A 22603-nucleotide genomic window follows, 5' to 3' on the forward strand; every position below is an offset into this window, starting at 1 on the left:
GTTGTGGTAGGATGTTCTGGTCAACGTCGGGTTGTCGTTTTGGGACGGCGTGGCGGATCGGAGGATCAGTCATGGAAATACCTAACTTACCAGCCATTCGCGCACTTCGCCCCGCATGGAATAAGGGTCGCATCGTCGGTCAGAAGCGACCATTGAAGCCAAAGCACGTTTGGGCCATCCGAGTGCGACTTGAATTGGCGGAGAACCATCGCGATCTCGCATTGTTCAACATGGCGATCGACAGCAAGCTGCGCGGATGTGATCTCGTTAAGATGAAAGTTGTCGATGTGATGGCGTCTGGTCAGATCAAGGAACGCGCATCGGTCTTGCAGAGCAAGACACAGAAACCCGTACGCTTCGAGATATCCGAAGGGACCCGCGCGTCCGTTGAGAAGTGGATGGAAGACGAGCTCATGGTCGGCTCAGAATACCTTTGGCCGGGTCGGTTCCATGAACGGCTGCATATTTCGACCCGGCAGTACGCCGGGATCGTGCGTGATTGGGTCACGTCCATTGGGCTTGAGGCGAGCGCATACGGCACCCACTCAATGCGGCGTACAAAGGTCACCCAGATCTACAAGAAAACAGGCAACCTGCGGGCAGTACAACTTCTGCTCGGCCACACGAAGATGGACAGTACTGTTCGGTATCTTGGTGTGGAGCTCGAGGATGCGTTGGCCATTGCAGAAGCCATTGAAATCTAACTGTCTTGGGTCGCCTTCACGGGCGGCCCGGAGCCGCCGTTCAAGGCACCACCACATGCCGCGATGCAGCTTCCCGATAGCGGACATCGCGGCTAAGTTGCAAAAAAGCGCGAGGGTCGAATGAAAGCCAGAGTAACAGGCAGCTTGGCCGGGGCGGCGGTTGGCTTCATGGTTGGTGGTGGCACCGGTATTGTCGGTGGTATCTTCGGAGCGATTGCCGGAGTTCTGGTCTTCACGGCTATCGGTGCCGCTTGGGGATGGAGTGCAGGTCCTGATCTCGCGCAAACGATTCAACGCTGGCGAGGAAAGTGACGGCCCAAACCGGCCATTCACCAATCGGGCAAGATGCCGCGGCGCGGCCCGCCGAACCTGCCTTTCGTTGCAAGCGCGAGATAGTCGACTTTTTGACGGTTCACGCGGCACGGCCACACAGCGGTTGGTGGCCGACGCGCTATACCCGCCGCTTGATACAATGATGGCAGCAGGAATTGTTAAAAGGTTGTTTAGGATAAGTAGCTTGCTAAGAATGCGTCTTCGCAAGCTGAGATTGCTCATCTATTTGAGCATGTTGGGGACCCGGTTTGGGAGATTTGAAGTGGACAGTTCTCTTTTTGAACCCAGATACATCGCACTAGACTCCTCGCACCTAAGCCAGTGGATTCGAGACTCCTTGTCACCAAGCGTTGAAGAGCGGAAGGCCGCAAAGACGTTTGAGAAATGGCTCGAAAGGAACGGTTGCTTACCTCTTCTTACGCTTCACCATATCTCGGAACTTTGTGCCTACGATGACACCCAGATGGTCGCACAGCGTCTTCGTTTTCTCCACAGACAGAAATTAATAGCTTGGATATCTCAAAATGACTCACAGCCATCGATTGGGGGAGTGACCACGATTTTGGCTTCTGAAGTTCAGGCGGCTTTCCAATCGCCCGATGCTGACGTAGAAACCGTACTTCGTTTGGCTGCGAAGGGCCTCATCGCAGTCGGTACTGGAGAGGACCTGCTAGGTCCGGACCCGCATGATTGGCTGGACCTCATTCCAGTTTTCGCAACCCAAAATGAGAGAGCACGGGAAATTGCTGCCCTCACTCATACCGATGTCATCGGTACGTCTAAGCTGACGCTTCGGAAGCTTATGAACAGTAGTCGGAAGACTGGTGATAAGTTGGAGGTTTCTCTCGAAATAATGCAGGGCACATTTGTTCAGGAGATTAAGGCCTCCGGTGATAGACGTATCGATGATCCGGAGATCTTGGCACAAGAGTTCATGGCAGCAGTCCGTGCATTTGGTGATGCCAATCCTGGCGATGCCAAGTCCTTGGTTTTGGCGGGGCTTGCCGAGCAAGGCATTGAGCCATCAGATCTACATCTTGACATGACCGTAGACGAAGCTTTGGAGCTGGGCGTGTTTTTCTCGAGGGTCAGAACAGTAACTCAGGGAAAGGGCATGCTCTGGCAAGAACTGAAGAAGCGAGTTCGAAAGAGCAACATCCCTTCAGCGGTTGTTGTTGGGGATGTAGCGAAGTTTCTACCAACAACAGTTGAACGAAAAGGAAGCGAATTAAATGACATGCACCTGGCGACACTCGCACCCTACGCAGATGTGACATTCGTCGATAAGCGTATGCATCACGCCTTCCGTCAGGCCTTCAGGAAGAACAAATCCCTAGAAGAAATTTGCAATCGAGTTGAACGGGCCTCGTCCTACCGTGACATTCCCCAGATTGTTGATAGCCTTTGACCAATGTCCTGCCAAGTAAGGTATGCCCGGTGGCAACCCATATCCTTGTAAACACCTTGTTTCGAGGAGCCATCGGTGGGAACTTCATCGGGGACTTGGCATCAAGACCCCCTATTGCATTGAAAAGGCGAAGTATTGAGCAGACCTTTAGAAGTTCTTGGCGCACCTGCTTCCAACGCCGGAGATGAATTTCATGAAGCTTGGGCACTAGGAAACGCCCTGCAACTGCTGGACCCGGCGACAGGACTTACGGAGCTAACAGTCGAGGGCGTCAGGGACGCTGCAGAAACCAATGACAACGCCAATTGGGACGGCGTGGACTGCGCACTATACTTTGACGACAACGAGCATCCTGAGAACTCGCGCGTTGAACTCGTTCAGCTGAAGTACTCGGTGACCGGCCAGAACAAAAGTTGGACGTTAGCTCGTTTTTGCTCATCAACAAAGAAGACAGGCAATAATTCCGTGGCACGGAGACTTGCAGACGCATTTAAGGGTGCGACTAAGGGGGAAAAAACCGGCCATTTGGGGGTGTCGCTGAGCATCAAACTGGTAACGAACCAGCCAATAGCAAAGAATCTGCAAAACACTATAGCCAAGGCAAAAAGCAGCGAGTTGCAGGGAGACGATTACGACTCACTGAGGCGAGCAACGGGTCTCGGGAAAAACCAACTAATCCAATTCTGCAAGCTTCTATTGCTTGAAGGTGGTGAAAACGCCAGAGCAGAACTCCGTGAACAGAATACAAATGCAATCGCTGAACTCATCTTGAGCCCAGTCAAAGACATGTCCGACAGCCTTCGATTGCGTATTCAGGAGAAGCTTGGGCCGGATGGTGACCGAACAATAAAGCGCGAAACAGTTTTAAGCTGGTTCAACCTTGGCAGAGGCCAAGGTCTGTTCCCTTGCGACCCAGAGCTCGAGCCCCTTTCCGAAGTGATCCCGCGAACCATAACTGAAACTCTTGCTAGTGAGGTTCAAAAGCATCCACTGGTAGTGCTGCATGGGAAAGGAGGCTGTGGGAAAACAACGACAGCTAGGAGTCTAGAGACCGCCTTGCCGCCCGGCTCAAGAACCATAGTTTATGACTGCTACGGCGCGGGCAGCTATCGTGACCCGTCAAGACCAAGGCATAGTTCCTGGCAGGGGTTCACTCAGTTATCCAATGAACTTGCGAGGTCGACCAATACTCCGCTGTTCTTTCCGTACAAGCAACGGGAGGACATGGCTCCGGCATTCCGCCAGAAGCTGGAAACGGTGGCTGAGATTTTTGGTCGAGAGAACACTGGTTCACTGTTGGTAATTGTCATCGACGCGGCGGATAACATCGTAACACACGCAGCTTCACAAACTCCGCCACAAATGTGCTTTGTGGATCAGTTGGTTGCCTTCACAGATATACCCTCCAACGTTCGAATTGTTGTCACCTGCCGCACCTCTAGGCTGTCAAAAATGAACCTGCCTGATGGGATCCAAAAAATCCCATGCCCCACGTTTTCTCTGAGCGAAACTAGGGCAATGGTCAGGCTACATGGTTTGGAAGGAGGCGAAACTGAGATCACCGATTTTCATGCTCTCTCGCGTTGTATTCCTCGCGTTCAAACAAGTGCATTGGCCGGAGCAAAATCGTTGTCAGATGCGGTCGACTTTCTACGCCCTAATGGGAAGTCGTTGAATGATCTCTTCGATGCAAAGGTTCGCGAGGCATTTGACCGTAGTGGAGTCAACATACGGCGTAGCCTTTGGTGCGCAGCTTTGGACGAACTTTCAGCTCCGATACCAATTGGTGTTTTGTCTCGCGTTTGCGAGCTTAACGAAGAAGTCGCTGAAGACATAGTGAACGACCTTGCTCCGAACCTAAGGCTGGGAGATCGAGGCGTAGAGTTTTCTAACGAGGATTTCGAAGTGTACTCTCAGGCCACTGCCAAAGAGGCCACGGACGAAGTGCGTTCGGCGATTGCGGATGCTCTTGTTACAGAAAGACTGAACTCAGGTTACGCAGCATCGCATTTGTTTGACGCACTTATAGCTTGCGGCAGAAAATCCGAAATTGGCAGTTTTCTCGGAGAGAAGGATGGCACTGCCGCAATCTCAGACCCGATTGTTAGGCGAAGAGTGGACCTTTCACGTTTGCAAGCCGCACTCCACATTGCATCAAATAATCAAGACGAAATAGCAGTCGGAGAGACAATTTTTGTTGCGGCGGAAGCGATGCGGACCTCCGGCAAAGTGGACAGTCTAATTTTGGAGAACACGGATTTATCGGCTCCTTGCCTAGACGAAACAACAATCGGCCTCCTGATCCTCAATGACCCCGAGGAGCGAAGTAGACAAGGCCCCGTGTTGTTCCACCTTGCACGAGAAAAGGCGAGACAAGGCAAACTCTTTGAAAGCCGCTTAAATCTACAGGCCGCCGAAGAGTGGATGAACGAAACTTTCAAAGATGAAAACTGGCATCACAAATGGAGCACGCAAAGGCGTGACGTCGTAACAAGGCTTTTTACATTTTTCGCCCTCCGAGGATGGTCACTGGTCGAGCGGGATTGCGATCGATGGACGAACGCCTCTTTTTGTGTAGCTTTGCGCAAATGGATACTTGCAAAGATTGTGGTCGAGTTCGGCCCTAGTGTGATCGCTAATGTCTTGGAGGAGATGGACTTTCGCTATCATTTCCTGGCAGTCAATGCTTTGGGTCGAGCTGGAGTTACTCCCTCACCCGAACAGCTGAAAACCGCCCTGATCGGCCTCTCCAAATTCGATTTTGAGATGATTGCGAAAGATGACGGACTTGGTTCCGGACCGTCGCTAACAGCCGAAATAAGGGAAGAGATACTGTTCTTTCTCGAAGGGTTAGTACCAACTGGAAAAATTGCGCAGGAAATACCGAAGTTAATCTTGGACAAACTTCGAAGCAGCCGCTCGCAAAGCTTCCAGGGGCTGCATCTAACCTATCCCTACCCTATCGACTTTGCTTTTCGCACGGCCATTTTGACATCGTATTCGAACAGTGAGGAGCCTGACCTCGAGGCTGTCTTCACTGAACCGGATAAGCCGAGAGAAGAAGAACCTGAGGAAAGCCGAAGGGAATTCAGGCTCGCGAAAGAGCGGTACGACGAGATTTGCGGGTTGCTCCCGGCGTATAAAGCATACGCATCTTTATTAGGCAGCAGGACAAGTGCCGCCGCTACGCAGTTGGATCAGAAAATAACAAGCCTGGGTAGCACAAGTAGCAGAAGTTATCACTTTTCATACGTGAAGAGTACTCTGCGCCTCAAGGCGACCGATCTGATGCTTTCATCAAGGCTGGACCGTCCAACCAAGGTCACTTTCTTGAAGTCCTCTTTGGCCAAAGGCGAGGGTTTTTTTGAACAAGACGCGGAGCTATGTGCGATCACTTTGCACGATCTTTCGCTGCAATCTGTAGTTGCTGAAACGTTGGAGCAAAAGTCGGAGGAAATTCGGAGTCTTCACGTCCGAGCAACCGAAAAATCTGAGTATCTGCTTTCAATTGCGCGAGTTTTCATGGACTTCTCTAAAGACCATGCATCGGCGATTTTTTCGGACGCGCTGAAGATTGCAGAGGAAGTCGATCTCGAAGCATTAGACGTGTTGCATGCTTTGTGCCGCATCGTGAAACGGGAACGCCCAGACACATCGGAAACGAAAGAACTCTTGGGCGCGTTTGCGAGAGTTGTACGGCACGCTGGCGAATTGCTAGATTCGGAGGATGGGTTTCCTCTAGAGGAAGCTTTGGAAGCCATCTCTTTTTCAAACCCATCTGTCGGCGCGATGACTGCTTCTCGTTGGGGAGACGAGGGATTCACTTCGCGCGGCAATGAGATAAGGCTGTTCCTGAAAGCGACGCTCGACAAAGGTTGGCTTACCGCACCCGATGGATACACGCTTGCTCAGGTCTTGGGAGATGTCCCACCATCGGTTGAAGACAGAATTCTGATTGGCTTGGGCGAGGTTTCTGAGGACGTACGGGATGATTTGTTGAAACATCTCGTTGAGCGAAAAATTTTGGCAACAACGCCCTACTCTGACGCCTACATTCCCGACAATCTTGAAGAGTTGTGCCGATCTGGGAAATCCGCAGCGGAAGCCTGGTCCCGTCTTGAGCAAATCAGGAATTTCAAGTCGATGGCCCCCGCGCCACAAAAGCCTAGTAGCGGTAGAATCGGTAAAAAGCAGAGAGAGCACACGAAGGAAAATCAGGAGGAAAAAGTTGCGGTTGATTGGTCATCCGTCGATCCTCTGTCAGCTAATGCGATTGTGGAAGCGCAAGAAGCAGATCGAAAGGCAAGACTTTTCGACTTCAAAGAACGTCTGTTTGAGTTGCGAACGCGAGTTCGATTTGCAGATCGGATAGAACACCTCAATACGCTGGCTCAATGCGCACGTACATCAAGGTGGCCCGACAATGAAATAGAGGCGATCTTTGCAGCTTTGGACGACTGGCCAGGAAGGGTAACAAACGAATGGTGCACAACCGAGCTTCCTAGGCTGACGGTGGAACTTGGTGGCAGGACGATGGGCTATAGCTGGTATCATGGAGAACAGTTCGCTGAACTCCAGGCCCGCTCTGGGCTGCCTCCGGAAGGTCGACGTCAGGTAGTTTTAGACTTGGTTGAACAGAATGCTGCGAAGCTGGGAGCGGCGAGTCTTTTGAAGCTTCTTGCCGAGTACGTGAGCAACTTGGAATTGCAAACAGCGGATGAACTATTGGTGCGGCTGGTGGACCGCACAGAAGCTCGCCTAAACATGGATGATAACGTGCGTAAGCGGTACCTATTTGAGCCGCAAAATTTGCCCACGTCTCAAAGCCAGATCGTCTCCGCTCTGATTTACAGGTATTTGGGCGATATAGATGCAAGAGTGCGTTGGCAGGCATCTCACGCACTTTTATGCGCTGTGCAGCTAGGCCTAGCAGACTTGATAGAAGGTATTTTTGATCACGCTAACGGGCAGTTCAATTGCCACTACGCTTTCCCCGACTGCCCATTTCAGGAAATGAATGCTGCTCAGCAATTGTCGATCGTGTTGGCTCGAGTGTCGTCTCATCATCCAGCAATGATTGAAAAACATGAAGCTGAGATCCTGAAGCTATGGACCAAAAACCAAGCGCACATCCTAATCGGACACTTGCTCGCGAGAACGCTTATTCAGGCACGACAGGGAGGAGCGAAAGTAGGCGTGGATGAAACAATCCTTTCATCAATGAATGGATCGGCTTCAACAAGAACCCCTAGATTGAAGGATCGCTATTCGCGTGACTTCGATAGTCACGCCGACCCAGGTTCGCGATTTAGCTTCGACAGCATGGACATCATACCGTATTGGTACTCCCCTGCGTGCCGGGTGTTTGCAGATTTATCGTCGAGAGAGTTGATCCACGTCGCCGAAGAATGGATTGTGGATCGTTGGGGTGGCCACAAAGAAACAAGTCATTGGGTGAATGAACCGAGAAAGAGCCGTTTGAAAGATGACGACTACGGGCTTTATTCGGCTAGTCACGGTTCGCGACCGACCATCCATCGACACTCCGTTTATTTGCAATGGCACGGCTTACACATGGCGGTTGGAGAGCTAATAAAAACACGCTCTTTAGTGGAGCGTGACGACGACCCGTATGATGCGTTTGAAGGATGGTTGGAGCGCGACGATACGACCTACCCAACAATCTGGATATCCGACCTCCTGGGAACACTGCCACTTTCAAACAGATACTGGGAACAACCTGAACCTGATCGTGAGGATTGGGTTGGTGAGGTGGATGCAGTTGATCCGCTGGCAGAGATAATGGGGGAAGACGGCGGGCTGGCCCTTAGTCAGTATCGAGAGCATGGAATGCATGAGTATGGAGATCAGGCAGCCCATAGCGAAGTTCGCAGTAAAGCTGCATTCGTACCAAGCAAAACGGCACCTGCACTTTTGAGGGCCTACGCAGCCACAGCGGATTACTATGACGTCTTCATTCCTGACCCCGACGATTTTGAAGAGAATGACGGGAAAGACGGCGATTTCAGCATCATCTCAGCTATCCAGCGGCCTTTGGCCGGTCGTGACGTCGGAGTTGATGAGGAAGACCCGCGCTGCTTCAAGGGGCGCGGTGTTCAAGCGGCCCCCTCAAAGACAGTCCTCGATGTTCTTCAAATACCGTCTGGTCCATCGTGGTCCTCATCTTGGGGCGTTGAGGAGAATGGGATTGCCGATTTGAGCTATAGTGCTTGGAGCACCACTCCGAACGACAGCGAAAGATCGATGCGACATCGATCCTATTCCTACGTCGACGGCTATAGGTTGAGCGTAACTGAAAAGGCACTTCAAAAGTCAATGAATGCACTGGAATGTGATTTACTAGTTACAGTGAACCTAGAACGTTCGATTGGGAGCGAATATGGCAAAAGCAGCAAAAAAAGATCCGCTCACAAAAGGGTCGAAGTCATCCGGCTCGGTCGGGACGGAACGTACGAAACGCGATCAGGCCATAGAGGAACTTGGACGCAAGCTAATCAGCGATCTGGATGATCGGGACATAATCGCGAAATGGATGGCTGCTTATTTGTCTGAGCAGATGATCGCCTCTGATGAAGATGCAAAACTCAAACAGGAAACTGCTGATCTAATTTTGAAGCTTTGGCGGGAACGACGCCACTACCCTGGCAGAGATCCAATGCAACGATATGAAAAAGCACTTTCTGCCATGGAGTTACAGCTATCCATCGGTGATCCAGTGTTCCAAATCCGGACGCCGTTTGAACCGACGAATGGCTCCAATGAGGATAAACTCAGCTTGGCCAGAAAGCTGAAGCACCATTCTGCAAGTTTGGCCTCCATATTGGTTAACGAAGTCGTGGCAGAACTAGATCTCGACCAAGACCAGCTTGCTGAGATTGCCAATATTGCCGATCCAGACGCAGAAACAAGCTTTCTACATGTCTTGAAGGTTGTGGTGTACGATAAGGAAAAGGGAGACGATCAAAACGATCCGCACGGAGAAATTCGAGAGGCGATATCTGATCTTCGATTTGCTCTAGAAGAGCTTGAGGCAGTTCTTCTGCAAGAGGTCAAAGATCCGAAGCGAATAAACTAACGAATTTGATGCGCAATCTTGTGACATTGCATTCCCAGTGGATTGTTCATCCTACTACGCTGTGCAGCACCGCTCTGAGTATGTAGCGAACGGCAGCTCTGCAGGCAGCGTGCTGGGCCCTTAGCAACTGCCGCGAAGGTCCGGTTTCCGCCCTTTTTTCCAGGTTTTTCCTACATTTATGCCCCTAAGGCTCGAGCGCTCTCCGAGTGCTCGAAGGCGTCTTGATATAGCCTAACTTCGTTACCGGTCATGCCTTCTTCCCGCATGGCTCCGCGCCAGTTGCCCGAGAGCGTCGCAGCCATTTCACGTGTGATCAACCTCGCCCTCTCCTCGTTCAATTCGAAAAACTCACACGCCTCCAGCGCGATTTCAAGCGACGCATTGAAGGACCCACCCTGAATAATCCCCGTTTCCAGAACGCGATGCCTGGAGGGGGATGGATTGATGTCGAATGCCGGAGACAGCCGCCACCGATTTCCACCCGCATAGATGAACCCGTGGTTTTTCAGGTGATCGTCCTTGTTCGACACCAAGATCGTGAACACGATCCGTCGCCAGAGCTCATGCAGATCTTCGGTCGGCTTGCTCGAAATCTGGCGGATCACATCGGCGATGTCGGTGTAGAACCCGCCGTCCTCGCTCTGCCAGTCCAGCGCGGTGCGCGCCGAGATATAGGGAATGCGCGTGTCGCCGCGGCGATCGAACCGGCGGATCAAAGCAATGGGACTGTCGCTGTCGCGCAGCTCAAGCCGGGCCTCGGCCACGCGCAGCCCGCACATGCGCGCCAGTTTCAGTGTCGCCACTTCGGCGCGCTCGACCGGTTTGGTGTCCTGTGCGGACGTGAACTTGGCGATCCAGAGATGTCCGTCGCCTTCGACGTTGGCTTTTGGTCGTGCGCCACCCAGCGACCCAGCGACACCGGCCAGATCGCGGGCTTCCTCTTCCGCGCCGCCAGGATCCTGTTCGAAGCGTTGTGCGAGCGTGCGCAGGCGCTCAAGCTCGACCAGCCAGGGAATGGGCGGCGTGAGGTCGGACAGCGGTTCCATGTCCTCGCCGAGAAACCGCAGCGCTCCTTGCCGGGTGCGGTCGTCTGACAGGACGAGATAATCGAACTCGCTGAGGCCGCCGCCCAAGGCCTTGGTCATCAGCGCGCGCCCCCAGGAATCTGGCGCCGCATCGGCAAAGCAGCCCGGCAGTGCCGAGCGCTTATCATCCTTTCCGGATGAGAAGTGACTGCCGTTGCGCAGCGGCAGTCCCGGCGCGAGCGCGAAGCGATCTTCGGCAACGAGCCACGCCTCATGATATCCGAACTGCGAATGCTGGCGCCGCCCGTCGCTTTCAAAGCGCAGGCGTCCCACGATCCGTTTTCCTTCGCCAAGCGCGACGATCGCCTCGGGCATCAGAAACCGACCCCTTCCTCGTCATCACCATCGCCGATTGGGGCAACCTTGTCCGGGCCTTTGCTCGATGACTTCAGCGTGCGCTTGCGATCTATCCGCTTGGGCAGGCTTTCCCGGTCGAGCAGCAATCCGGTGTCATCTGTACCCGCGTCCAGGAAGTCTGAAATACGGTCGATCTCGCCCAGGACGAGGCACGCCATGGCGAGCGTGCCGATGCTTACACCGTCATCGCCCTTCTCGAGCCGGGCCACGGTGCTTTCGGACACACCGATCCGCTCCGCAAAGTCCTTCACGGAGATCCGCCGCTTCAACCGCGCCGTCTTGATATTTGCGCCCAGAGCCTCCAAGGATCGCCGTGCGCTGACTGAGTTCATTTTAACCGCCATATCTGACGTCCAAACATAATTTAACCGTCAAATATGACTGATAGTGAAATTTCGTCCAATTAGCAAGCTCATCGTCGGATGTGCGGTCAGAAGCACTCCTGTCCGAAATCTGTCTACACGCTTCGGACAGGCGATGCCGAGTGTCGTGCACGGTTTGACAAAACCAGAGGTCTGGTGCTGTCGACAGCGGCGACGCCCCGGAACCGGAAGCAAGTGCCAACGATCTGAAGCTGAAATTCATAGTCTTAAGTGCGCGCCAGACGCGGAGATCGCGTTATGATTTTGCGAAACCACGGATGATACCTTTGCTCCCACTCTGGGTGCCGTTGTTGGAGGTTTCGTATTATCTGAGGATTCAAAAGGGCGTCTCACTGCGGGTCGGGCTGTCGGCGAAGCGGAAGCCCCAGCGGGTCTTCCCCCTGACGGGCGTCCATCCCTGACGCGGAAGGGCTTGAAGATGCCGAGTGAACGGTACCGACCATGCGACTTCTACCCAATGGCGCCGATCAACAGGTCAGCCACAGCACGCACGGCTGGCGCATCCTTCAAGTCGGCGTGAATGACCAGCCAGACGGGCCTGGGATCGGGTTGCTGCTCGGTGACTCGGATGAGGGTTCGGCTGTGCTCCGCCATAACACAGGGCAACAGCGCGACGCCGAGACCGGCCTCAGCCGCGGCGCGTTGGCTATGAAAGTCGCCGGTAAGCAGGTCGAGCGGGCGTTCTTTCGCAAACTCTTCCAGCCAGCGCTGTTGCGGAACATGGGCAAGTGTGTCGTCGAAGGCTATGAAACGCCACCGATGCTGCGGAAGTCCCGCGATAGACCGATTGGCATAGAGCGCGAAAGAGACCGAGCCGATGCGCCGCACGATGTTATGCCGTCCCTGCGGCTCGACCATGCGGACGGCTAGATCCGCCTCTCCGCTATCAAGCGAGGCCAGATGCGAATTGGCGGACAGCACGATCTGCAGGTCCGGATGCGCCGCGCGTAGATCACTCAGCGCCGGAATTATAATCTCGCTGACGAGTACGGGCGGCGCCGTCAGCCTGACCCGGCCGGTCAGGGTACTTTCAGCGGCGCGGACCAGACGTTCGATGCGGTACGCCTGACGTTCCATCTCCAGAGCGACCTCGGCAACCTCTCGCCCCTTCTCTGTCAGCGGCGTGGAACGGGCGAGACGCCGCACCAGCTTATGGCCAAGGCTTGCCTCCAATGCACTGATCCGGCGCGACACTGTAGCATGGTTCACGCCCAACGCGCGCGCTGCACCAGCCAATGAGCTTTCGCGGTGCAACACCGCCAGAACATGTAAATCGCGCCAATCCATTTGATCGTTTTTGCACAGATGCCGTGACGAGAGAACGAATTTTCAGCAGGACCTTGGCCTGCCACATCTCGTCGCAACGATAGATTGGAGCAATACGATGATCCCGACCCTTCCGCTCGGAGCCGACGGCCCAGTTTTGCCTGCGCTCGGTCTAGGCTGCATGGGCATGTCCGAATTCTATGGCGAAACTGATGACAAACGGTCGCTGCTTGTCCTCCGGCGCGCCCATGAGCTCGGCGTGCGGATGTTCGACACCGCTGACATGTACGGCAATGGCCACAATGAAGAGCTGCTAGCCCGCTTTCTCAGCGAAGGCGGCCGCGATAGTGCCTTGGTCGCCACCAAGTTCGGCATCCGCAAGGCGCCGGGCGAGTATGCCCGAACGATCGATAACAGCACGGAATACATCCGCGAAGCCTGCGAGGCGTCTTTGCAGCGCCTCGGAGTCGAACGGATCGCCCTTTACTACGTCCACCGCGCCGAAACCGGGCGGCCGATCGAAGACACCATGATGGCGCTTGCCAATCTGGTGCAGGCCGGCAAGATCGCCCGCATCGGTCTAAGCGAAGTCTCCGACGATACGTTGCGCCGCGCCCATACCGTCCATCCCGTGGCAGCTGTGCAGAGCGAATATTCGTTGACCACCCGTGACATGGAAGCTGAAATGCTGCCCGCCTGCCGGGAACTAGAAATAGCCTTCGTCGCCTACAGCCCGCTGGGGCGAGGATTGCTGTCGGGCGCTTTCGATCTTGACGCCCTCTCCGAAAGCGATTTCCGCCGGAACCTGCCGCGCTTCAGCAGCTCCACAATGGAGGAAAATCTTACCCGCCTCGATACGCTCCGCGTCATCGCCGATCGACGCGAGGCCACCCCTGCGCAAGTCGCGCTCGCCTGGGTGCTGGCCAAAGGGGTGTTCGCAATCCCTGGCACCAAGCAGCTGAGTTATCTGGAACAGAATGTCGCCGCCGCCAGTCTACGCCTGTCGCCCGACGATATCGCAAGACTCGACCGCGCCTATGCGCCGGGCAGCTTCATCGGCGAACGCTACACCGCCGAGGGCATGAAGGGCGTCAACGCATGACTCTCGCGACGGACCGCCTCGTCCCACATGCTTGCGGATCTGTGACCACAGCTTGATGCGTGTCGGAGAGTGAGAGGCCTGCGGCTGTCGCTGTGACGGGTTTGGAGGTCGAGAGAGAGGCTCTCGGACCGCCCGTCATGGAGAATAGCCATGACAGCGATTGAGATCATGAACGACCGCCCCGAGAGCGGCGGCTACAAGGTGGATGTGTCCCGTGGCGGGCATAACGGGCGGGTATCGTCCGAATGGTTTTCCCGGCCCGACGACGAGAAGTATCTCTCCCTCTCGGACCTATATGCCTCGGTCAAAGGCCGCGCCGAACGGAGCAAGACGCGGACGGTCGAGAGCGCGGCGATCCGCGTCGAGGCCCATCGCGACGATCCGGAGAAGTTGGGGCTCGTCCTTCCGGACGCCGAGACGCCGGTCGCGCCAACCCATTGGAGCTTCGGGCAACTCGCAAGCCTCGTCGGCGCGCCGGCAGCCTATCTGCGTCAGCTTCCGGCGCCGCTCGCGGGCATCAACCTGCAATACGGCCTCACCAACCACCGCGCCGAGCAGCTCAAGACGATGGAGGTTGCCAACGGTCGCACCGAGCTGCGCGCTGTGACTGGCCCGGACTATGGTCGCATCTATGACCATGAACTCGTCTCTGCCGTCCAGCGTATCGCAGGCGATGGCGTCGGCGAAACTCGCTGGAAGGTGCCGGGCGTCCTCGACTGGTCCACCGGCATTTACAACCCGGTGGTCGACGTCACCAAGGACACGACCACGCTCTACGCCTCCGACCGCGACGTCTTCCTCTTCCTGGTCGACGACATGAATCCGATCGAGGCGGGCATGCTGCCCGACGGCTCTCCCGATCTCTTCTTCCGGGGATTCTACTGTTGGAACTCGGAGGTCGGCGCCAAGACGCTCGGCATCGCGAGCTTCTATCTCCGCGCCGTCTGCCAGAACCGCAATCTCTGGGGCGTCGAGGACTTCCAGGAGATCACGATCCGGCATTCCAAATACGCCGCGAACCGCTTCGCGCACGAGGCGGCCCCGGCGCTGGCGAACTTCGCAGACTCGTCGCCGAAGCCCTTCGTCCTGGGCATCCGGTCAGCACGCGAGCGGATCGTCGCGCGCAGCGACGACGACCGCACCGACTTCCTGCGCAAGCGGGGATTTTCGAAGACGGAGATCGGCAAGATCGTCGAGACAGTTCTCGCGGAGGAAGGCCGCCCGCCTGAGAGTGTCTTCGACTTCGTGCAGGGTATCACCGCTGTCGCGCGGTCCAAGCCGCAGCAGGATGCACGGCTCACCATGGAAACCCGCGCCAAGAAGCTGCTGGAACAGGCGGCGTGATCAAGCCTTCAAAACTGGTTTCCGACCGCATCTGACTCGTCTGAGCTTATGACGCCATCCGTCTCAAGACCGTCGCCCCCACTTGGTCGCGCAGCCAAATGTTCAACGGATCGGTCCGCCGTCGCTGATGCCAGCACAGGTGGACCGGCACCGGGTCGAGATCGAAGGGCAGCTTTGCAATAGCCAGGTTGAACCGCTTGGCATGCCAGCGGGCGATCGGATCCGGCATCGTGGCGAGCGCACCCGTCCGCGCGACGAGATCGGGGATCGAACCGAACCGGGGTGTCCATGCGATCACCTCGCGGGTGTGCCCCATATTCGCAAGCCGCTGATCGGTGTATCCGGCCACTTCGTCCCGGAATCCCACCGCGACATGTGTGGACTTCAGATAGCTCTTGAGGGTGGTCGGCGGAGACACATCCGGTCGGTGCAGGATCACGAATGGCTGCTCCAATAAAGTGGACGCGCCGAGACCACGCGGCGGTGGCGGGGCGACCGAGACGGCCAGATCCACACGGCCATCACCCACATCTTGCCAAACGGACTGATGGTCGACTTCCGCCACGCGCAGGACCACGCCGGGCGCGCGCTCGCGCAGGTCGGAGACGATATCGGCGAAGGCCATCTCGTGTACATCATCGGCAAGACCGATGCTGACTTGCGTCGAGATCAACTTCGGGTCGAACTCGGAATGGGTGAGCGCCTGATCGATCAGATGCAGTGAATCCCGTATCTCCAGCCAGAGCGCTTCGGCCCGCTGAGTCGGTTTGACCCCCTTCGGCGTCTTCTCGAATAGCCGATCACCCAGAATGTCCCGCAGCCGGGCGACGGACTGGCTGACAGCCGGCTGCGAACGCCCGAGGCGCTCCGCCGCGAGCCGCAAATTGCGCTCGGACATGATCGCATCGAAGACGATCAACAGGTTCAGATCAGGTTTGGCACTCATAATAAATGCTTATGATACTCACTAACTCCTTCGATTGGAAGATATGAGGCCAGAGCGGTACTTTCAGATCATCAGAAATCAAGCCACACAGATGAAAGGATCGAAACCGTGATCACCTCCAACCTCCGCATCAACCAACTCAGCGACGACGCCTATCAGAGCTATCTGCGCTACCTGGAAGTGCTCGATGACAAGGATATCGACGCCTATGCGGCCTTCCTCGCCGACGATGTGTCGATCCAGTTCGGCAACGCGCCAGCCGTCGAAGGCAAGGCCGCCGTCGTCGAAATGCTCGGCGGCTACTGGCAGAGCTTCAAGAGCATCGAGCACGACCTGACCAACATCTACGGCACCGATCGGTCCTACGTCCTCGAAGCGCTCAATCACTACGAGCGACATGACGGGAAAAAGGTCACGGTTCGTGCCGTCGCCTTCACCGACAAGGACGAGGACGGTCTCGTGTCTTCGATCCGCGTGTTCGGGGACACGTCGGCGCTCTTCGAAGCCTAGAGTGAGAGGAGTGCGGGTTTTTTCGTGACGGGTTTGGAGGTCAGAGAGAGTCTCGTGACCGCCCGTCGCGGAGAAATCCCATGACGAAGTCCAAGAAGATCACCCTCAGCGCCTCGCGCGACATCCCCTTCAACAAGCTGGTCCTCAGCCAAGCCAATGTCCGGAAGGTCAAGGCCGGCGTTTCGATCGAGGAGCTGGCCGAGGATATCGCCCGGCGCACGCTCCTGTCGTCGATCACGGTCCGTCCTGTCCTCGACGATGAGGGCGCAGAAACCGGCATGTTCGAGATCCCGGCCGGCGGGCGCCGCTACCGCGCGCTCGAACTGCTCGTTAAACAGCGGCGTCTCAACAAGACAGCGCCCGTGCCTTGCATCGTGCGCACGGAAGGTCTGGCCGAGGAAGACAGTCTCGCCGAGAACATCCAGCGGGCGCCCTTGCATCCGCTCGATCAGTTTCGCGCCTTCCAAGCGATGCGTGAGAAGGGCAAGTCCGAGGAGGAGATCGCCGCGGCCTTCTTCGTCTCGGTGGGTGTCGTCAAGCAACGCCTCAAGCTGGCCGCCGTCTCGGCGACACTGCTCGACGCCTATGCCGAAGAGGAGATGACGCTCGACCAGCTCATGGCCTTCACGGTCAATCCCGACCATGAACGCCAGGAACAGGTCTGGGACGCGCTCAAGCAGCACTACAACAAGCAGCCTTACGAAATCCGCCGCATGCTGACCGAAGGCGCCGTGCGCGCCTCCGACCGGCGCGCGCAATTCGTGGGCCTCGACAATTATGTCGAGGCGGGCGGCGACGTGCTGCGCGATCTTTTCCAGACCGATGATGGTGGCTGGTTGCAGGACGCGGCGCTGCTCGAAACCATGGTCACCGAGAAGCTGAACGAGGAAGCCGAGGCTATCCGCGCCGAAGGCTGGCACTGGATCGAGGTCGGCACCGACTTTCCTTACGGGCACACCTATGACCTGCGGCGCATTCGCGGCGAAGCCGAGCCGATGAGCGAGGAGGAAGAGAAGACCTACACCGCGCTCAAGGCGGAATATGACAAGCTCGAAGATGAATACTCCGAGGCGGATGAGCTCCCCGAGGAGGTCGACGAACGGCTTGGCGAGATCGAGACGGCGATGGAAGCACTCCAGACCCGTCCGATCCGGTTCGAGGCGGAAGACTACGCCATCGCGGGCGCCTTCGTCAGCATCGACGGCTCCGGCGGGGTGCGGGTCGAACGCGGCTATGTCCGGCCCGAAGACGAACCGGCAGTCGAGACGGAGGACGATCCGGTGGGCACAACCGTCGATCCCGATACGGACGATGCAGTCGCCGACGCATCCGAGCCGGTGATGGATCAGGACGAGGAAGACGATGACGACGGCACCAAGCCTCTGTCGGATCGCCTCGTCTGCGAACTGACCGTCCATCGCACGATGGCGCTGCGAGATGCGCTCGCGAACGATCCGCAGCTGGCCGCGCTCGCTTGCCTGCATGCGATGGTCCTGCAGCTCTTCTACCACTACGGCCAGGACAGCTGCATCGAGATCAGCCCGCGCTCCACGCAGTTCGGATCACAAGCCCCGAACCTCGGCGAGTCTGCTTATGTCCAGTCGATCGATCTCGGCATCGAGACCTGGGCAAGCAACCTGCCGAAGCAACCAGAGGACCTGTGGGATGCGCTGACCGAATGGGACAGCGACAGCCGTGATGCGCTCTTCGCGCACTGCGTGGCGATGACGGTGAATGCTGTACAAGAGCCGCACCACCGCAAGCCGCGCCAGATCGCCCATGCCGATATCCTCGCATCGACGCTCGGTCTCGATATGGTGAAGGCGGGCTGGACGCCGACGGCGGACAGCTATCTCGGTCGTGTGACCAAGGCCCAGATCCTCGCCGCGGTGCGCGAGGCGAAGGGCGACAAGGACGCCGACCGGATCGCCGGGTTCAAGAAGCCCGACATGGTCGAAGCGGCCGAGGAGCTGCTGGTGGGCACGGGCTGGCTCCCGCAGCCGCTCCGCACGACTCCGCTCGCCAAAGAACCCGACGAGCCGGAGTTCGAGATCGTCGAGGACGACGAGGCTGCACTCCAAGCTGCCGAGTGATCGCACGGAGACAGGCGTTCGGCGGCGCGCGGTCGATGGTTCGATGCAACTGACTGGGCGATGATCGACCTGTCGCCGAAGCCGCCTTCGCCCACTTTCGAGCAGTAGGCGACCACCAACCGAGGGAGACGCTCCCCCAACTCCCTCACCCCGGGGGCCTGTCGGACGCGGCAGGCCCTTTTTTCTGTGCATCATTCAGGAGAAAGACATGGACAGCCCCGCCGCAGACCTCTCGCAGAAGCTCAGCCGCGAGGCCGAGGCTGTATGCCGCCAGTACCTCTCCAATGGACGCAAGCACGGCAACTACTGGGTCGTCGGCGATGTCGACAATTCGCCGGGTCGCAGTCTCTATGTCCGGCTCACCGGGCCGACCCGCGGCAAGGGTGCGGCGGGCAAATGGACCGATGCCGCCACCGGCGAGCATGGCGATCTGCTCGACCTCATCGCCGCCAATCTCAATCTCTCGACGCTGCGCGACACGCTTGAGGAGGCGCGTCGCTTTTTGAGCCTGCCACGTCCCGAACCACCCGCGCGACAGCGACAAGAATCTACTCCGCAAGGATCGCCCGAGGCAGCACGACGCTTATGGGCGATGGGCAAGCCGATCGCGGGCACGCTGGCAGAACGCTATCTCTCCGCACGCGGACTGACGGACCTTCGAAGCGTGAGCGCGCTTCGGTTCCATCCGAATTGCTACTATTGGCGAGAAAAAGCGGATGCCTACGACACACCCGAAGCCTGGCCCGCACTGCTCGCCAAGGTCACCGACACTTCGGGAACCCTCATCGGCGTTCATCGGACCTGGCTTGATCCGCAGACAGCCGAAAAGGCTCCGCTCGATCCCAACCGCAAGGCGATGGGCAATCTGCTCGGTCATGCCGTCAGGATCGGATCACCGGCCAACATTCTCGCTGTTGGCGAAGGCTTGGAGACGATGCTCTCCTTGAAGCTGGCACTTGCCGGTCTGCCGATTGCTGCGGCGCTGTCGGGCAATCATCTTGCAGCGTTCGATCCGCCGACCGATCTTCGCCGGCTCTATGTCGCCATCGACAATGACGAGACTGGGCAGGCGGCTTTCGACGCACTGGCGGATCGCTTCGAAGGCTGTGATCTCCATCTGCTGCCCTTGCGTCCGATGCTGGACGACTTCAACGGCGATCTCCTGAAATGCCCAATCGACGAGATGCGCAGCCATTTGCGTCCTCAGCTCTTGCCGGTCGATGTTCCGGCCTTGCTCGCCGTCGAGTCCGACTGAAGCAGAGAACCGGTCTCGTCAACTGGACAGGCGGAATGAACCTCACGCCACAGAGCCGCGCCTGAAGGCCTTCCCGAGAGGGGCTAGCCGGAGCGGAACCCGCCCGGTCCGGCAATGGCTGCGGCGACACCGTTTTCCGCCGCCGGGCAAGCCCGGCTTTGCATCGCGATCCAAAACCGCGCCGCCTCCGCCATCCTCCGCTTACGCTCCGGCCGACGCAGCCACGGGTTCCCCGCGAAGTACCACTTCGTGGGGAATTGCGTCGGTGCAGGCCCGGTCGGGTCCCGCTTTCCGTCGCCCATGAAGGCCGCGCGAGGCGCGGTCAGCGACAAGGAGGCACAACGCCAATGACCCAGCACGACCCCGACACACGCTCCGCCACAGCGCTCGTTCTCGACGAATTGCAGCTCTTCGGACATCGACCCTTCGCCGACGAACCCGATCCGCGGCCACTGCCGGACGCCAGCACCGTCGAAGGCGCGATCGCCGACATCTTCGACGCGCTTGTCGTCGCCCTCGGCGACACGCGACTGGAACCCGATCTTGAAGACCTGCTCTGGTCCACGACCAACGTCTTCCACCGCATTGCGAGCCGCATCGACCGCAAGCTCGACGATAACGAACAGGCGCAGCGGCGCGCACAGCGCAGCCAGGACGGCTCCGAGGTCCGCTCGGTCGAACTGGAACGCCTCATCGCCGAAGGGCTCACCCTGACCGAACAACGAAACGCCTATGACAGCATGCGCGATCTCGCTGCCGAGCATTTCGAAGTGCATCTCGGCCAGACTTGGCATCCGCGCTCGGGCAGCCACGTCAATCGCAAGCACATGACCGCCGCGATGATCGACAGCCGCGACTATCTCGACGCCAAGCGGAAGACCGACCTCGAACCGCTCATCCCGACCGGCACAAAGATCGCCTTCACCGGCGGGCAGGACGTTGGCGACACCGGGACCATCTGGGCCGCCCTCGACAAGGTGCGCGCCAAGCATGACGACATGGTGCTCCTGCATGGCGGATCGCCCAAAGGCGCCGAACGCATCGCGGCCTGCTGGGCCGACAACTGCAAATGCCCGCAGATCGTCTTCAAGCCGGACTGGACCCGGTACGGCAAGGCCGCGCCGTTCAAGCGTAACGATCTACTCCTGGAGACGCTGCCGATCGGGCTGATCGTGTTCCCCGGCTCCGGCATCACCGACAACCTCGCCGACAAGGCCAAGGTGCTCGGCATCCCGCTCTATGATTTCCGCGCAGCGAAAGGCGGGTCGTCATGACCCGTGATGCGTATATCGCATCGCGATGCGCCACACAGGAATATTCCGCGAACATCGCAATTGTGCTATGCTTTGTCAGCGCCGTGGCGGTGGTGGAGGCGCATCCCATGAGAGGAGACCGCCCATGTTCGTATCAGCCTTCCTAAGTGTCATCGGCCTCGGCTTCCTCGTCTGGGTGTTGTTCGCACTGGCCGTTTACGCGCTGCCCGCATTCGTCGGGGTGAGCGTCGGCATGTATGTCTATGACACCGAAGCGGGCGTGATCGCGGCATTGGTCGCCGGTATGTTTGCCGCCGTCTTCACTTATCTCATCGGTCAGATCGTCTTCGCCAAGGTCCAGTCCATCCCCATTCGTTTGGCCATCGGCGCGCTCTACGCTGCACCCGCTGGCGTGGCCGGGTTCTCAACAATCCGGGGCCTGTCGCAGATCGGCGGCGCTTCCGAAGGCTGGACGCTCGCCTTCGCCATCATCGGCGGTATCGTCACCGCCGGAACCGCCTGGGTGCGGATCGCAAGCCTCGCGGGCCCTATCGGCGAGGATGATGTGCGGCGCACAGACGCGGTGCAGGCGAGTCCGTTCGCGAACGATCGTTAAAGAGACCGTTCGGCCTTTCTTTGTAACGAAACCGAGTTTCTACACGTGGCGGCTCAGGGCGCATGTTTGGCGAAGATGTGGCGGATCGCCAAATCAATCGGCCGCATGATTGGCTCGTCTTAGAAAGGATCAATCATGAATAGCAAAGCACTCATAGTCCCCTGCATAGTCATTGCAGCGGGAATGTTAGGGACACCAGCCAATGCGGACGAGGTGATGAACACCTCACAGCTCAGCGCGCTAGTCACTGGCAACACACTTTACGTCGACGTTCCCGCCGGTGCACCCGGCGCGCCGGATGGGGGAACCGCACCCATCTACTACGCTAAGGACGGCTCAGCCACGGCATTACTTCCGGCTGGACTGAAACTGGTCGGGTCATGGACGCTCGAAGCGGATCAATACTGTATCGACTGGAAAAATGGCCCACAAAACAGCTGCTCACGGCTTATGCGGGGTGCCGATGGTTTCGTTGTGATGGATGCCAAACTTGGCGAGCTGCGCGGCTTGGTTACTCGGATCGCCACAGGCAATCCAGAAAATCTATAAAGGAGCTTTCAATATGAAACTGATCACTGTTGAAGCTGCATTCGCGACCGCCGATCTGGACGCCGCCATCGACCTGTTCTCAAGTCAGGCTGATGAAGTGCGGAACATGAACGGGTGCAAACACTATGCCCTCTACCGCAAACCGTCGGGCGATGGCCTCGCGATCCTGCAGCATTGGGCGACGATGGATGCCTTCGATGCCTACCGGGCGAGTGACGTCTTTGCCAAACTTGGGGCTGGATTGCGGCCTCTGATGAGTGCGCCGCCCGTGACTGTGGTGGCCGAGGTCGATACTATCTAAGG

Annotated in this window: 19 protein-coding genes; 14 read left to right on the top strand and 5 right to left on the bottom strand. The window is 57.6% G+C overall.

Annotated features, from left to right (window positions below; translation table 11 throughout):
• Nucleotides 1-71: 71 nt before the first annotated feature.
• From KIN_RS17890 to KIN_RS17910, 5 genes are all read left to right on the top strand, one after another.
• Nucleotides 72-704 carry a tyrosine-type recombinase/integrase gene (locus KIN_RS17890; RefSeq protein WP_159809663.1) on the top strand — a complete coding sequence of 211 codons (633 nt, stop codon included), beginning with the start codon at nt 72-74 and terminating at the stop codon, nt 702-704.
• 120 nt (nt 705-824) lie between these two features.
• Nucleotides 825-1016 (top strand): hypothetical protein, encoded by a 192-nt coding sequence (locus tag KIN_RS17895; RefSeq protein ID WP_159809664.1) that lies wholly within the window; start codon nt 825-827, stop codon nt 1014-1016.
• 571 nt (nt 1017-1587) lie between these two features.
• Nucleotides 1588-2445: a hypothetical protein gene (locus KIN_RS17900; RefSeq protein WP_159809665.1), complete on the top strand. Its 858-nt coding sequence runs from the start codon at nt 1588-1590 to the stop codon at nt 2443-2445.
• A gap of 135 nt (nt 2446-2580) precedes the next feature.
• Nucleotides 2581-8976, top strand: a complete 6396-nt coding sequence (locus KIN_RS17905; RefSeq protein ID WP_159809666.1) for an ATP-binding protein — start codon at nt 2581-2583, stop codon at nt 8974-8976.
• Nucleotides 8977-8998: 22 nt separating this feature from the next.
• The gene (locus KIN_RS17910) at nt 8999-9541 is read left to right on the top strand and encodes a hypothetical protein (RefSeq protein WP_159809668.1); all 543 of its coding nucleotides are present in this window, start codon (nt 8999-9001) and stop codon (nt 9539-9541) included.
• 176 nt (nt 9542-9717) lie between these two features.
• Here KIN_RS17910 and KIN_RS17915 read toward each other — a convergent pair whose 3' ends face one another.
• The 3 genes from KIN_RS17915 to KIN_RS17925 all read right to left on the bottom strand — a co-directional run bounded on the left by KIN_RS17915 (nt 9718) and on the right by KIN_RS17925 (nt 12653).
• Nucleotides 9718-10941: a type II toxin-antitoxin system HipA family toxin gene (locus tag KIN_RS17915; RefSeq protein WP_159809670.1), complete on the bottom strand. Its 1224-nt coding sequence runs from the start codon at nt 10939-10941 to the stop codon at nt 9718-9720.
• Complete coding sequence (locus KIN_RS17920) at nt 10941-11315, bottom strand: helix-turn-helix domain-containing protein (protein ID WP_207710148.1); 375 nt, start codon at nt 11313-11315, stop codon at nt 10941-10943. The genes KIN_RS17915 and KIN_RS17920 overlap by 1 nt, the downstream gene beginning before the upstream one ends.
• Nucleotides 11316-11816: 501 nt before the next feature.
• Complete coding sequence (locus tag KIN_RS17925) at nt 11817-12653, bottom strand: LysR family transcriptional regulator (RefSeq protein ID WP_159809674.1); 837 nt, start codon at nt 12651-12653, stop codon at nt 11817-11819.
• A 97-nt stretch (nt 12654-12750) separates the two neighbouring features.
• Between KIN_RS17925 and KIN_RS17930 the strand changes: the two genes are divergently transcribed.
• Entirely contained in the window at nt 12751-13734 is a 984-nt protein-coding gene (locus KIN_RS17930) for an aldo/keto reductase (protein WP_159809676.1), read from the top strand.
• Between the two features lie 150 nt (nt 13735-13884).
• Nucleotides 13885-15078 (top strand): DUF932 domain-containing protein, encoded by a 1194-nt coding sequence (locus tag KIN_RS17935; RefSeq protein WP_159809678.1) that lies wholly within the window; start codon nt 13885-13887, stop codon nt 15076-15078.
• A 46-nt stretch (nt 15079-15124) separates the two neighbouring features.
• On the opposite strand, the gene KIN_RS17940 is transcribed toward KIN_RS17935, so the two are convergent.
• On the bottom strand, nt 15125-16024 hold the full coding sequence (locus KIN_RS17940) for a LysR family transcriptional regulator (RefSeq protein ID WP_159809680.1): 900 nt from the start codon (nt 16022-16024) through the stop codon (nt 15125-15127).
• Between the two features lie 108 nt (nt 16025-16132).
• On the opposite strand from KIN_RS17940, the gene KIN_RS17945 reads away from it, so the two are divergent.
• From KIN_RS17945 to KIN_RS17955, 3 genes are all read left to right on the top strand, one after another.
• Nucleotides 16133-16534, top strand: a complete 402-nt coding sequence (locus KIN_RS17945; protein WP_159809681.1) for a nuclear transport factor 2 family protein — start codon at nt 16133-16135, stop codon at nt 16532-16534.
• 80 nt (nt 16535-16614) lie between these two features.
• Nucleotides 16615-18627 carry a ParB/RepB/Spo0J family partition protein gene (locus KIN_RS17950; protein ID WP_159809683.1) on the top strand — a complete coding sequence of 671 codons (2013 nt, stop codon included), beginning with the start codon at nt 16615-16617 and terminating at the stop codon, nt 18625-18627.
• 208 nt (nt 18628-18835) lie between these two features.
• Nucleotides 18836-19882, top strand: a complete 1047-nt coding sequence (locus KIN_RS17955; RefSeq protein ID WP_159809685.1) for a DUF7146 domain-containing protein — start codon at nt 18836-18838, stop codon at nt 19880-19882.
• An 83-nt stretch (nt 19883-19965) separates the two neighbouring features.
• Here the strand turns inward: KIN_RS17955 and KIN_RS17960 are convergent, their stop codons facing one another.
• Nucleotides 19966-20184 (bottom strand): hypothetical protein, encoded by a 219-nt coding sequence (locus KIN_RS17960; protein WP_159809687.1) that lies wholly within the window; start codon nt 20182-20184, stop codon nt 19966-19968.
• A 45-nt stretch (nt 20185-20229) separates the two neighbouring features.
• Between KIN_RS17960 and KIN_RS17965 the strand changes: the two genes are divergently transcribed.
• The 4 genes from KIN_RS17965 to KIN_RS17980 all read left to right on the top strand — a co-directional run bounded on the left by KIN_RS17965 (nt 20230) and on the right by KIN_RS17980 (nt 22601).
• Nucleotides 20230-21156, top strand: coding sequence for a DUF2493 domain-containing protein (locus tag KIN_RS17965; RefSeq protein ID WP_159809689.1), 927 nt, complete (start codon nt 20230-20232; stop codon nt 21154-21156).
• Nucleotides 21157-21280: 124 nt separating this feature from the next.
• Nucleotides 21281-21751, top strand: a complete 471-nt coding sequence (locus KIN_RS17970) for a hypothetical protein (RefSeq protein WP_207710149.1) — start codon at nt 21281-21283, stop codon at nt 21749-21751.
• A gap of 135 nt (nt 21752-21886) precedes the next feature.
• Entirely contained in the window at nt 21887-22300 is a 414-nt protein-coding gene (locus KIN_RS17975) for a hypothetical protein (protein ID WP_159809691.1), read from the top strand.
• Between the two features lie 13 nt (nt 22301-22313).
• Entirely contained in the window at nt 22314-22601 is a 288-nt protein-coding gene (locus tag KIN_RS17980) for a putative quinol monooxygenase (protein ID WP_159809693.1), read from the top strand.
• Nucleotides 22602-22603: the final 2 nt, after the last annotated feature.

Source organism: Litoreibacter roseus (genome assembly GCF_009811795.1).
Taxonomy (GTDB): Bacteria; Pseudomonadota; Alphaproteobacteria; order Rhodobacterales; family Rhodobacteraceae; genus Litoreibacter; species Litoreibacter roseus.